Origin of the sequence: Kibdelosporangium aridum (assembly GCF_900176515.1) — a bacterium.
In the GTDB taxonomy this organism is placed as follows: domain Bacteria; phylum Actinomycetota; class Actinomycetes; order Mycobacteriales; family Pseudonocardiaceae; genus Kibdelosporangium; species Kibdelosporangium aridum.
In genome coordinates this window covers 458,992-471,453 of the sequence record NZ_FWXV01000010.1, presented here as the reverse complement: position 1 = coordinate 471,453, position 12,462 = coordinate 458,992, and the positions used below count along the sequence as shown (strand labels likewise).

The window sequence follows — 12,462 nt, the reverse complement described above, 5'->3', positions numbered from 1 at the left end:
CTCTGTCAGCCGTGGGTCATCCGTACGCTGGTCGTCTTCTCCAGGCTGCGCAGCCACGTCTCACAGGCCACGGTCTCGTACAGAAATGCGTGCAGCTCAGTCGGCACCGCGCGGGTGCACGCCTCCCGCAGTGCCGCCTCGTCAACCAGACCCAGCTCGGCCAGGCGGGAGCCGGCGCACAGGTCGAGCAGCTCGCCGCGGTGCAGCTGCAGCCCCGCTTCGTCGTCGCAGGTGCCGTTGGCCTTGGTGGAGCGGGTGAGGCTTGCGGGCGGGACGATGCCGTGCATCGCCGCCGCGAGTAGTGGTTTGTACTGCCAGGGGGAAATGCGATCCTGCGGCCGGACCGCCAGACCAGCCTCGACAACCCGGTCGTCGTAGTAGGGCGCGCCGAGCCCGATACCCACGCCGCGAGCCATTTGATCGACCTGCCGGGCGATGCGGGAGATGAACCGCATAGTCTCCATTTCCCGGTGCTGGCCCCTGTTCTGCGCCAGCGGGCCGGCATTGCGTGCCGTGTCGTAGATGGCGTTCTGCACGGTGTGGATGGCGTCGGTGCTCGCCCAAGCGGGCAGGCGAGGTGTGAATCCCCAGTCCAGCAGCGGTTCGTCCGGCGCGGGTGGTGCAGTCGTGATGCTGTCGGCGACACGGCGAAGCCACTGCGAGTAGGGCGAGTTGGCGCGCAGCTGCCGCCACACTTTTCGCCGCGGCCAGCGGTATTTCGCCGCGAAGCCGCGCAGGTTGCGCAGTGCAGTCCGTGGGTCCGATCTCAGCAGCGGATGCAGATGCGCCAGCGATCCGTAGAGTAGCTCGTCACCACCGATGCCTGTCAGGTGCAGACGCGACCCCCGCGCCGCGGCCTGATGTGCGATGACGAGCCACCGGTTGCGATCGACCGTGGCTGCGCACGGTTCGTCCAGCACGTCGTCTGCGCCCAGCAGCCCGTCGTAGACCAGGGGCATCTGTTCGGCCGGGATCACGTGGTGCTCGATGCCGAGCGCGGCGACGGTGCGTTTCGCCCAGTCCACGTCGTCGGCGAGCGGGTCCAGGCTCGCTGCGGTGTAGGCGACGGTCTTTGCCTGGCCGCCGCACGCGGCGAGGCTGCACACTGCGGTGGAGTCCACGCCGCCGAGGTCGCAGCTCACAATCGGCCGGTTGCGAGTGCGCGTGCCGACCGCGGCGACGAGCGCCTCCCGCAACGCGACTGCGCCTTCAGCAAGCGGCACCACCGGCTCCGGCGGGGACCACCACCGCACCGCGTGTTTTCCCCCGTCCCGATCGAGCACGAGGTAGTGATCGGTCGGCAACAACTCGACGCCGCGCCACACGGGTTGGCCGGCGAGTGGGTAGACGATCGGTGGGTGCAGCAGGTGCACCGCCAGCCGCTGTTCGTCCACTGAGGATTCAAGCAGGCGGGCCAGCAGGTCAGCGCGGTCCGCGGCCACTTCGATGCCGTTGAGCCGGGCGGTGAACACCCGGCGGACGCCTGTGACAGTGCCCTGCACCCGCACGGTGCCTGCTATTGAGGCGATCACGTGCGAGCTGCCCTGTAGCGACCGCGCGAGTCGATTGAGATCGGCGGGACGGCGGACTCGGCCGGCTTCCGCGGACAGTTCGCAAGCCGTGATCGCGTGCTGGCCGATCACAGCGATCTTGGTGTCACCGGCCTGCCCGGTGGTGATGGTGTCCGGGGGCCAATTCCCGACCAGCCACGGCCTGGTTGAGGGGTGGTCGACCACACAGGCTGGCAGCGGTGCCAGGGCGGCACGGATCGCGCCCGCCGCAGCTCTGTCCGGGAACACGGCGAACCAGGAGGGGACGCTGCTGAGCTCGGCGAGGCTGGCCATGGCAACAAGAAATTCCTTCAGTGCGTCGAGCGTTGCCGCTTCTGCGACTCAGTGATCGCGGGGGAATGGCGTTGTAGGCTCGGGCGGCGCGCCGCCCGAGCATCCGGTATCAACCTGTCACCGGCTCAGCAGCCGGGAATCAATCCTGGGCCTGAGTCGACAGAGACTCAAAGGAGCTGGTGCCGGAACAGAAGGTCACGCGGGCCACGCCCGCCCAGGCCGGTCAGCCGGGCGAACGAGCCCATCCTCATCAGCGTTGGACGCTCGTAAGTACGCATACTCGCACCTCCTTTCACCGCATCGATCCGTGTACGTGCACAGCCATATCCAGCCCCGCAGACTGTTGGCATCTGTCTGCTCGGACACCCAGGTGACTTCTGCGGGTCAGCTACACATCGTCACCGTATGGAACGGTTTGCGTCACCGACGATGTTAGGAAGCCGCCTTACACCCGGATTAGCGATTGCCTAGCAGTGGCTTACGCACGCTCGGCGGACCGCGGGAATCAAGCGGGCACCAGCCTCTCGACTTCGTTTCCGGCCGCTGGTCACCTGTTGGGGAAGGGCGCCGGAGTCACGTCGAGCTGTTTCATGCGCTGGCAGTAGACTCTGTAGCGGCGTCGAGCTTCACCGCGCCGTCTAGCGCGTACCAGGCCGCGCACCAGATCGAGGTGAGCTTGCTCGTCGTAGGCGTCGTAGGCGAGTAGCCGAAGCGCGTACCTAGTCATTCGGTCGACATCCTCGGCGTCGCGCAGCCGCGTGGTGAGGGCGCGCAGCACATTGAGGTAGGTGGTGCGAGCCTCCTCACGCAGCGGTATCGCCCATTCCTGGTAGGGCGTGTCCTCCAGGAAGTCCCCGGTGTAGGCCGCTTCCGCAGTGATCAGTTGTGCGGTGGCTGCGGCGCTGCCGCGGGTGTGAGCGTCCAGTGCCGGGCCGGCCAGCGCAAGGAAGCACTCCACGTCCACGTCCACGTGATCAAGATCGAGCCAGACGGCGTCCCGGTCCGACACCAGCAGAACCGGTTGCCCCGGCGCGCCCGAGGGCTGCAGCACGGTGCGCACGGTGGAGAGCAGCACCGACAGCCGGTTGCTGGTCCGCGCCGGGTCCTCCTTGGGCCACAGCAGTTCCATCAGTTGCTCGCGTGCGATCGGCCGGCCATGCCGGGCGGTGAGGATCCGCACCAGCTGTCGGGCCTTCTTCGAGTGCCATTCAGCCGAAGCGACGGGTTTGCCGTCGCGAAAAACCTGCAGCGCACCCAGCGTCCGGATGGACACCCGCCGCTCGCGATGAAGCAGCACCGCCAGCGGACCGGCCGCTTGCGGCGGGGTAGTCCGTACTCGATGCTGATGCAGCAGGCGTACCGCCGCCTCGGCGGCAGCGCTGGTCACGTGCGTGGCAGCACCTGCCACGATCAGCTGTGCGAACGCATGATCGATGGGATAGCCCAACTCCTGCCAGATCTGCGCCGCTTCTGCGGCCAGGACGCCATGTTCGCCCGGGCTCGGGGACGCCAGGACGGTCAGCTCCAGTGCCTCAGCCAGTCCAGGGCGGTCGCGCCGACGCCGGGCCAGGGCGGCGGCATGGCTGGCGTGGATGCGGGCGGTGTCGGGCTCATTGGTGGCCAAGGCGACCCAGCCGCGGGTGAGCAGAGCTTGGACCTGGCGGTGGCCCGGCCCCAAAGCGACCGCTTGGTCGGCGTAGTCAACCGCCGCATCCGGATCGTCGATCACGGACACCCGGGCGAGCCCGGTCAGCGCATACGACAGCGAGTACGCCTCGTGGTGGGATTCGGCGGCCTCCAGCGCCTCCTGGTAAGCGGCGGCAGCCTGCGCCAGCTCACCGCGCACGCGATGAGCCTCGGCTATGCCACACAACGGCCGGGAGATGAAGCGGGACCCGATGGAGGCAAAAAGGTCGCGCGCGGCACGGAAGTCGCACAGCGCCTCCTCCATCCGGCCGATGCGTGCCTCGGCGGTGGCGCGGTGGGTTAGCGCGAACGCGGCGAGGGTGGCGTGGCCCGACTGCTCGGCCATCCGCAGCGCACAACCGGTCTCGCGTAGCGCCTGATGCGGCAATCCCAGCTCCAGCAGATGGAAGGCCCGTGTCACGTCGATGCCGAGCTGCTGCAGCAAACTGCCACCCGCCTGCGCTGCGCGCTGCGCGGCCGCCAGGTCGGCCTCGCCGCGCAGCCGGTCACCGTCATGGATCGCCAGATCCGCGTGCGCGGAGTATGCGGTGGCGAGCGCAACCTGGTCGCCGCAGCCGTGGGCCACAGCCAGCGCGCGCGCCACCAGCTCCGCGCATCGGTCACGGTGGCCAACCTGCAGATGGGTGCGGGCAGCCCAGGCCAGCAACTGCGCCTCGTCGGCGTCTGCCGAACCCAGCTCAGCGCGCCGAAAGATGGTCAGCGCCTCGTCGAACTCAGCGCGGGCGAAGGCGATCAGGCCCATGCGCCAGGCCAACCCCGCATCGAGCGGATCGCTGTGCGCCACCGCGTCGAAGGCGGCCATTGCCTCGTCGAGCTGCCCGCGGACGTAGCGGGCGTGACCCAGCACCGGGGTGATGCGGGGACGGTCGACTTCTGCGGGGGCGACTCCAGAGGCGGCGAGCACCACATCACCATGCCCACTTTCCACCATCGCCTCGCCGTGCTCGGCCAGCAGCCGGGCCGCCGCACGGTAATCGGCCGCAGTCGTCAGATGCCGCAGCGCCCGTGCGTAGTCGCCCTCACGCCGGTAGACATCCGCCGCAGTGCGATGCAGCGCGGCCGCGTCCTGCGTGGTCATCACGGACTCCGAAGACAACACCCCCGCGAGCGGCCGGATCAGCGACCACTGCCCGGCGTCACCGTCGGCTGTTCGAACCAGGCCCCGGCGCGCCAGCTCCGGCAACAAGTCGGCGGCATCCTCCCATCCGAGTCCCCGGCACACGGAGACCGAGACACAGCCGAGGACTGCCAACTGACGCAGTAAATCCACGACCCGATCGGGTTCACACGCCAGAACTTCCTCGAGCACATACTCCCGCAACCGACCGCCCGGCCGGACCAGAGCGTCGAGGGCGGCCGCCCACTTGCCCTCACCTGTTCGCCCGATCGCGTCAATCGCGATCCGCACCGCCGCCGGCCAGCCGCCAGTGCACTCCCATACCCTGTCTATGAGGCCGGCCGAGGCTTTCTCGACTTCTGCCCGCAGCAGCACCTCCACCTCGCCGCGATCTAGCTCGAGCTGTCTGGTGTCGACGTCACCGACCAGTCCTCGTCCCCGCAACCGGGTTAACGAGAACGGCAGCTGGTGGCGAGTAATCAGGACGAGGCGCAGCGCCTCGGGTGCTCCCCGGCACAGGTCGGCCAGCACCCGCAGCGCAGCCGCATCGGACGGCAGCTCCTGCAGATCATCGAACACCACCACAAGTTCACGCCCCAACTCCTCCAGCGTGCGGCACAGCTGGTCCATAGCCGGCTGCCAGACCCGCTCCTCCGCGCTTCCGGCCTCGGGCAAGGGCACGCTCACATCACATCCGCGCTGGCGCAACGCATCCGCCAGACCGCCGACGAACCGGGCCGGATGCGCATGCCGACGATCGATCACCAGGCACGCGGCCGACCGCTCTCGCACCACCTGCATCACCGCAGTCGTCTTCCCCCACCCCGCCACACCAGTCACCACAACAACGCGGTACCGCCCAATGTCGCGGCGCAACTCACCTACTACCCGCGGCTGCCCACCTGCTTGCATCACCTCACCAGCCGAATCGGCAGCCACCACCGTGCCTTCACGGCAGCGACTCCGGTAGACGCCGAACCACAACGGCCCCTGAAGGCCAGCAGGGACAACCTCCCGGTGCAACCTGCAAGATGGTGCAACTTCTTTACCGGCACCGCATCCGTAGCCGCCGCTGCACCACGCCAATGGTGCAGTGAATTCACCCAGCTGGCCCTTTGACTGTCGCCAGTCGCTTCACCGGGTTGCGTTCACCGGCGACAACAGGGATCGACCTTGCCAAGGCCCACGGAATCCCGGGGCGGTGATCCGGTCCAACTCGGGTATCCGGTCCGGAGTGTGCGCAGGCGAGCCGGTCCGACTGGGGCATGATCCGGCCGGTGACCTCGCGGACCGAGGGTGGTATATCTCCGCCAACGGCCGGGTCTGCCAGGCCTTGATCGCCTCAGCTCCGCATCGGTGATGGCCGGAATGGTGTGGTCATCGTGACGTGAGCCGGATCGGGCATCGAACGCGCCGCGGCAATCCGCATCGCCCACGAAGGCGGACGCGTCATCGCATCCGATGTGGACAGGCAGCGTCTCGACACCCTGTCCGGCGACCTCAGTGGATTCGATGTGCACACTGTGGCCGGAGACATCACGGATCCTGCCGTTGCCGAGACGATCGTGGCAGCGGCCGGTGAGAAGGTCTGGCAAACGTCGCCGGCATCATGGACGGTTTCCTGCCGCCCGTCGAGGTGGTCGACGCCACATGGGACCGGGTGTTCGGGGTCAACCTCACCGGACCGATGCGACTCACCAGGGCGATCCTGCCCGGCATGATCGCGGCGGGTGGCGGCGCGATCATGAACGTCGCCTCCGCGGCAGCCCTGCGTGCCTCCCCATCGGGCGCTGCCTACACCGCGTCGAAGCATGCGATTGTCGGATACACAAAGCGTCGCGTTCTTCTACAGCCCACAAGGCATTCGCGCGAACGTGGATCGCGTTCCTCGATCCGTTCGGCTCTGCCCTGGACCATGCGCGGCTGTGCTTCGGAGCTCTTCGCAGCAGGCCCGGCCGCGCGCCCACCGAGGTGCTGCTGCATTCAGTGTCAGCACGGTCGCTCGGATCGGTGGAATACCGCGTGCCACGCACACCGCGACCAGCGGGAGATTCCCCGGTCATCGACAACCTGATCAGCCGCAACGCGGAAGCGTGACCTCGGACACGGACACAGGCGGCGGGGCGATGCCGATCGGGCACCCCCCGCCACGGGAGCGCTCTGCACAAGCACACGTTCAGGTTACTGCGACTGCGCCTGGTGCAGGTTACTTGCAGACCGCGAGGATGCAGATCTTCACGTCTCCGATCTTGATCTTCACGTCATTGTCGTTGAAGATATTGACCACGATCTTCTTGGCCGCGTCGATGTCACCGGTCTTGATCAGCGTCACAATGACTTTGTTGTTGTTGAGGGCATTCTTGATGTTGACGACCTGGACGTCGCTGACGTCGACGACGTCGCTGACGTCGACCTTGATGGTGATTTCGTTCAGGGCGCAGGACACCAGCTTGATGGACTTCTCGTTCTTACACTTCCAGCTGTCGGTGGTGCCTGCCTGCGTCCAGCTGTCCGTCCCTGCCTGCGCGGAGGCGGCACCACCCATCAGCAGGGCGGTCAGCAGCGCCATCAGCATTGCGATGAGAGCGAATTTCCTCATGGTTGTCCCTTCGGTCCACCGGTGATCTACTTCGGCTGAGGTAGCAGGTACGACCGTAAGGAGGACTCTTAAGGTCGGCTTAGTGGTCGGTTTCGGAAGTCTTTCGGGGGTAATCAGGAGATACGTTTGACCCGCTGATGGTTGTCGGTGAACCCGTACTGCTCAACCAGCCGCTCGTGGATGACCGTGCCTTTCAGCAGCTCCGACCGCAGCCAGGCATCGGTTGCTGGTCCGGAGTGGTCATCCGCTGCACGGCGAGGCCAACGGTCGTGCCCGGGACCAGCGTGAGTGTCGACATAGACGAGGCGCTTGTCGGTTTCAGTCGAGCCCACCTTTCCAGCAAACCTCGGGAAGTAGCTCTTCAGGAGGCTGTGTTTGCACACCGCTGCGGCCTTTTCGAGACGAAGAACGGGTCGCCGACAGGTTCGGCAGCGCTGGCAGTTTCTCCACCGAGCTCATAGTTCTTCTGCGGAGAGCCCGTCCTCGAACGGTCGGGGAAGCGGCCACTGACGGCAGGGTTCGGAGGTATTCCGCTCAGAAGACAACAGAAGTGGAAGGTACTCGACGACCACCCACCAGGGCCGCTCGCGCACCGCAAGACCGGCTTTCAGGTCGTCGAGACGGTCGGTGATGTCGTCAAGGCGCCTTTCCAGACCGTCCAAACGGGACATCACGTTGGTTTCCCGTTGCGTCACCGGTTCGCCGGGCGATGGAGGGGTTCGGCCGTGCAACACCGCTTCGAGGTGTTGTGGGTGCAGGCCGAGGGCCGTCGAGAGCGATTCGAGGGTTCGGGCGCTGCGGCGACGTTCCACGACGGGATGTTGATTTCGCGGACGATGGCTCGCGACACCTGCGGGCGTTCGGCCAGTTCGCGTTGACGCCATCCGAGTTCGTTGACTCACTTGTTGATGGCCTTGGCGACTGCCGCCCAATCCTCCGACACCTATTCCTCCGCGCTCCGTTTCGGCGCCGAGGTTAGCGGTTCTCTGCCATTCCGCGGACCGAGCGGACCAGTACGCCACCGCGTTGATGCAGAGGGTTGAGTTGGAGCTCCCCGCGATTGCTGGCGGTGAGCGATGAGTGATCGTTCGTTGGATCCGAGGGTTGGCGATCCCCATGCCGCTCGAGTCGATCTAGATCTTTGGGTTCGGCGCGGCTCGGCGTTGGTTGTGGCTGTGGTGGCTGCGTATGCCTCGTACCAACATCAGCGGGATTTCGCGCTTCGTGGTGGTGCTGATGGGGTGACGGCGGCGTAGTGGCCGTTGTCTGTGGATGGGTTGTTGGTGTTGGCGATGTGGGGTTGCTGAAGTCGAACTGTGCGGGTACTCGGCGGTGTAGACGCATCGTCAAGAAACCACCGTAGATACCTCCGCAATCAAATCCTGCCCTGCTCTGGCGGCTGGTAGCCACTGACGAGACTGCGCCGGCTCCTGTCATTCCAACCTGCCGGGCTGCTGAGTCATCCTTAACGGGAATCTGTGCGACAGATACCGGATCCGCATTGTGGGCGGCGAATGTAGGCGCGATGTACCCGCCGAAGGTCACATCGAACGTGAGGCCTTTCATGTCGGGCACCAGGTCGAAGCGCCATGGTGGCAATCTTCCCGCCGAGACCACGAGTTTCGTGGACCGCCGAAAGGAGATCGCCGAGGCCAAGCGGCTGCTGTCCGCCTCCCGGCTGTTGACGTTGACCGGGGTCGGTGGGGTTGGCAAGACCCGGCTCGCCGTACGGGTAGCAGCCGCGGTGCGACGCGCGTTCGCCGACGGGGTGTGGCTGGTGGAGCTGGCCCACGTACGAGACGGCGCGCTGGTCGTGCATACCGTGGCTCAGGCGTTGGAGATTCATAACGACGGCGGGCGTGAGCCGCTGGGACTGCTGGTCGATGTCCTGCGGGACCGCCAGGTACTGCTGGTGCTGGACAACTGTGAGCACTTAGTGCACGAATGCGCCACGCTCGTCGCCACCGTGCTGCACGAGGCTACGCGGCTGCGGATCCTGGCCACTAGCCGGGAAGTCCTTCGGGTGCCCGGCGAGCAGGTCCTACCGGTCGGCCCGCTACCGGTCTCCGAGCACAACGGAACACGACCCGCCGACGCCGGCTCCCGGGATGCCGTGGTGGCGCTGTTCGCCGAGCGCGCTGTAGCGGTGATGCCGACGTTCGCAGTCGGCAGCGAGAATAAGGAGCACGTGGCCGGCATCTGCCGCCGTCTGGACGGCATCCCGCTGGCCATCGAACTGGCTGCGGCGCGCCTACGGGTACTGTCGGCCGACCAGATCCTGGCCCGGCTGGACGACCGGTTCGCCCTGTTGACCGCCGGTCCGCGCACGGTGTCTGCCCGCCACCAGACCCTGCAGGCGACGATCGACTGGAGCTTCCGGCTATGTACCCCCGCCGAACAAGCACTCTGGGCGCGGGCCTCGGTGTTCGCCGGCAGTTTCGGGCTGCTAGCGGCCGAGGAGATCTGCGTCAGCCAGGACCTGCCCGCTGGTTCCGTAGTTGACCTGCTGGCCGGATTGGTGGACAAGTCGATCCTCATCCGGGACGACCACAGCACCGGAACCCGGTACCAGTTTTTGGACACACTGCGCCAGTACGGGCAGCGCATGCTCCGACAGGCCGGCGGGCTAACCTGGCTGCGGCGCCGGCATGCCGACTGGTACCTGCACCTGGCCGAACGAGGCGAACGGGAGTGGTTCGGCCCCGACCAGGCCACCTGGTTGCAGCGACTGCGACTCGAGCACGCCAACCTACGCCTCGCCCTGGAGTTCTGCCTCGCCACCCCCGAGCGGACCCAGACCGCACTACGCCTCGCCGCGGCCCTGCACTTCTATTGGCACGGCTGCGGCTTCGTGGCCGAGGGACGCCACTGGCTGGACAGGGCACTGGCCCAGGACACCGAACCGAGCAAGGCAAGGGCCACCGCCTTGGCGATCAACGCCCACCTCGCCGTCTTGCAGGGCGACGCCTCCGCTGCCACGGCAATGGCGCAGGAGGCTCAGGACTGGGCCCAGTCGCGAGGCGAGCAGACGGTGCTGGCCTACCTCGTCTTTGTCCAGGGAGCCATCGCACGGTTCAGCGGCGACATCCCACGCGCGCAGGCACTGCTCAAGGACGCCCTGGCACGCTTCGAGGCCCTCGACGAACTCAACAGCACCGTGATCGTCGCCTATGTCACGCTGGTCGGAGCAACCGTCGTCCAGAGTGACCTCGCTCGCGCCATCGCATTGGGCCAGTACGCCCGCGCGCTCTGCGAGCGGCACGGCGAGCAATGGGCCCGCGCCTACACGCTCTACGCCCTGTCCCTCGCCGAATGGAAACAGGGCGAGCTGGCGCAGGCACGCACGCACGCCCGGGACGGCCTGCGGGGCATGCACACCTTCAACGACACCTTCGGCATCGTGTTGCTCGTCGAGCGGCTGGCCTGGATTGCCGGGACGGCCGGCGAGCACGAGCGGGCCGCCGTGCTGCTCGGCGCGGCCAGCACGATCTGGCCCCGGGTCGGCGGCCAGCCCCTGTTCGGCTCGCAGCACTACCTCGCCGCGCACGAAGCGTGCGAGCAGCAGGCCCGCCGTGCCCTCGGCAACCACGCCTACGAGATCGCCTTCCAGCGCGGCACCGAACTCAGCCTCGATCAGGCCACCGCCTACGCACTCGGCGAAAGCCCTCAGCCCGCCCCTGCCGCTCCCTCCGCCACCAACGCCGAACCACTAGCGCCGCTGACCCGCCGGGAGCGGCAGGTCGCCGAACTCGTCGCGCAAGGACTGTCCAACAAGGACATCGCCACCCGACTGGTGATCTCCCAACGCACCGCCGAGGGCCATGTGGAACGAATCCTGACCAAGCTCGGCTTCACCTCACGCACTCAACTCGCCGCATGGGTCACCACACAACACGAAAGCCGGAATCCATGACGGCACGCACCGGATCACGCCGACCGGGCAGCAACCTGCCGTGCGACACGACAAGTTTTGTCGGTCGCCGGCAGGAGGTTGCCGTGGCGAAGCGGCTGCTGCGGCATCGACTGGTGCCCCTGACCGGCGGGCCCGGGATGGGCAAGACCAGGCTCGCCGTATGGGTGGCCACCCACCTGACGGATGCCTTCCCTGCCGGGGTATGGCTGGTCGAGCTGGCCGCGCTGGAGGACGACAAGTTCCTGGTCCAGACGGTCGCTGACGCGTTGGGCGTCCGGGATCGCTCCGGTCGGCCTCCGATGGTAGTGCTGGCGGAGTTCCTGGCAGACAAGGAACTGCTGCTGGTGCTGGACAACTGTGAGCAACTGGTGGACGCGTGCGCCATGGTGGTGAACGACCTGCTGGCCGCGGCGCCTCGACTGCGGATCCTGGTCACCAGCCGGCAGGCGTTGCGGTCCGGCGGGGAGCATCTGCTCGAGGTGCCGCCGTTGCCGGTGCCCGCCCCCGAGGCGCGACGGCCCGCGCACTGGCACGGAATGAGGCGGTGCGGCTGTTCGCCGAGCGGGCGGCGCTCGCCCGGCCCGGCTACACGGTCGATGCGCGTAATCGCGCGACGGTCGCTCGCGTGTGCCGGCGGCTGGAGGGGATACCGCTGGCGATCGAGCTGGCTGCAGCCCGGGTGCGGGCATTGTCCCTGGAGCAGATTCTGACCCGGCTCGAGAACCACGACTTCGAACTCCTGGCGGAGGCAAGCCGGACCGCGGTACCGCGCGTGCAGTCGCTGCAGGCCGCGATCACCTGGAGCTTCGACCTGTGCTGCGAGCAGGAGCGGACGTTGTGGCTGCGGGCGTCGGTGTTCACGGGCGGTTCGATCTGCAGGCCGCGGAAGAAGTCTGTACCGGCGCCGGTATCGCGCGTAAGGACGTACTAGAGCTGGTGGCCGGGCTAGTGGACAAATCCGTCCTCATCCGGACCAAGAACGCTACCGTGGCGCGGTACTGGATGCTGGAGGCCATTCGCCAGTACGGCGAGCAGCGACTGGCGTCATCCGGCCGGCAGAGGGCCTGAAGCGCGCTTGGAAGAGGGGAAGCGAGTACGCCGGTTAATGTCGCGGTAGTCGGCGGTGGTCCTTTCTGGATAGGGGTGGAGGATTCGTTCGATGTATTGCACGAGGCGCCCTTTGAAGGTGATTGGGACGGCGAAGGAGAGCGTGTCCAGGTCGGACAATCGAATCCTTCGCCGATGAAAGGCTCGGTGGCCACGACCAGTAGAGTGGTCCGTC

10 protein-coding genes are annotated in these 12,462 nt (G+C 67.0%); 4 read left to right on the top strand and 6 right to left on the bottom strand.

The window, feature by feature from the left end; translation table 11 throughout:
- Nucleotides 1-5 precede the first annotated feature (5 nt).
- From B9C43_RS42765 to B9C43_RS42760, 3 genes are all read right to left on the bottom strand, one after another.
- Nucleotides 6-1,844, bottom strand: coding sequence for an asparagine synthase-related protein (locus B9C43_RS42765; protein ID WP_084433094.1), 1,839 nt, complete (start codon nt 1,842-1,844; stop codon nt 6-8).
- 167 nt (nt 1,845-2,011) lie between these two features.
- Nucleotides 2,012-2,122: a keywimysin-related RiPP gene (locus tag B9C43_RS56075; protein ID WP_143446984.1), complete on the bottom strand. Its 111-nt coding sequence runs from the start codon at nt 2,120-2,122 to the stop codon at nt 2,012-2,014.
- Nucleotides 2,123-2,391: 269 nt separating this feature from the next.
- A complete protein-coding gene (locus B9C43_RS42760; RefSeq protein WP_327224639.1) occupies nt 2,392-5,580 on the bottom strand; it encodes an AfsR/SARP family transcriptional regulator in 3,189 nt (1,062 codons plus the stop codon).
- A gap of 697 nt (nt 5,581-6,277) precedes the next feature.
- Between B9C43_RS42760 and B9C43_RS58995 the strand changes: the two genes are divergently transcribed.
- Nucleotides 6,278-6,742: an SDR family NAD(P)-dependent oxidoreductase gene (locus B9C43_RS58995; protein ID WP_235039176.1), complete on the top strand. Its 465-nt coding sequence runs from the start codon at nt 6,278-6,280 to the stop codon at nt 6,740-6,742.
- A gap of 132 nt (nt 6,743-6,874) precedes the next feature.
- On the opposite strand, the gene B9C43_RS58990 is transcribed toward B9C43_RS58995, so the two are convergent.
- From B9C43_RS58990 to B9C43_RS59980, 3 genes are all read right to left on the bottom strand, one after another.
- Nucleotides 6,875-7,267 (bottom strand): hypothetical protein, encoded by a 393-nt coding sequence (locus tag B9C43_RS58990; RefSeq protein ID WP_051894856.1) that lies wholly within the window; start codon nt 7,265-7,267, stop codon nt 6,875-6,877.
- 113 nt (nt 7,268-7,380) lie between these two features.
- Complete coding sequence (locus tag B9C43_RS57870) at nt 7,381-7,599, bottom strand: hypothetical protein (RefSeq protein WP_200825941.1); 219 nt, start codon at nt 7,597-7,599, stop codon at nt 7,381-7,383.
- Between the two features lie 123 nt (nt 7,600-7,722).
- Nucleotides 7,723-8,079, bottom strand: coding sequence for a hypothetical protein (locus B9C43_RS59980; RefSeq protein WP_327224620.1), 357 nt, complete (start codon nt 8,077-8,079; stop codon nt 7,723-7,725).
- A gap of 812 nt (nt 8,080-8,891) precedes the next feature.
- Between B9C43_RS59980 and B9C43_RS42740 the strand changes: the two genes are divergently transcribed.
- The 3 genes from B9C43_RS42740 (at nt 8,892) to B9C43_RS57085 (ending at nt 12,248) form a co-directional block, all read left to right on the top strand.
- Nucleotides 8,892-11,180: an ATP-binding protein gene (locus B9C43_RS42740; protein WP_200825940.1), complete on the top strand. Its 2,289-nt coding sequence runs from the start codon at nt 8,892-8,894 to the stop codon at nt 11,178-11,180.
- An 83-nt stretch (nt 11,181-11,263) separates the two neighbouring features.
- Nucleotides 11,264-11,890 carry an ATP-binding protein gene (locus B9C43_RS42735; protein WP_143446982.1) on the top strand — a complete coding sequence of 209 codons (627 nt, stop codon included), beginning with the start codon at nt 11,264-11,266 and terminating at the stop codon, nt 11,888-11,890.
- 103 nt (nt 11,891-11,993) lie between these two features.
- Nucleotides 11,994-12,248, top strand: a complete 255-nt coding sequence (locus tag B9C43_RS57085; RefSeq protein WP_160097090.1) for a hypothetical protein — start codon at nt 11,994-11,996, stop codon at nt 12,246-12,248.
- The last annotated feature ends 214 nt before the right edge of the window (nt 12,249-12,462 follow it).

Coding starts and splice junctions, on each gene's coding strand:
- B9C43_RS42765 (WP_084433094.1), bottom strand. CDS start 1,844: ATGGCCAGCCTCGCCGAGCTCAGCAGCGTCCCCTCCTGGTTCGCCGTG.
- B9C43_RS56075 (WP_143446984.1), bottom strand. CDS start 2,122: ATGCGTACTTACGAGCGTCCAACGCTGATGAGGATGGGCTCGTTCGCC.
- B9C43_RS42760 (WP_327224639.1), bottom strand. CDS start 5,580: ATGCAAGCAGGTGGGCAGCCGCGGGTAGTAGGTGAGTTGCGCCGCGAC.
- B9C43_RS58995 (WP_235039176.1), top strand. CDS start 6,278: ATGGACGGTTTCCTGCCGCCCGTCGAGGTGGTCGACGCCACATGGGAC.
- B9C43_RS58990 (WP_051894856.1), bottom strand. CDS start 7,267: ATGAGGAAATTCGCTCTCATCGCAATGCTGATGGCGCTGCTGACCGCC.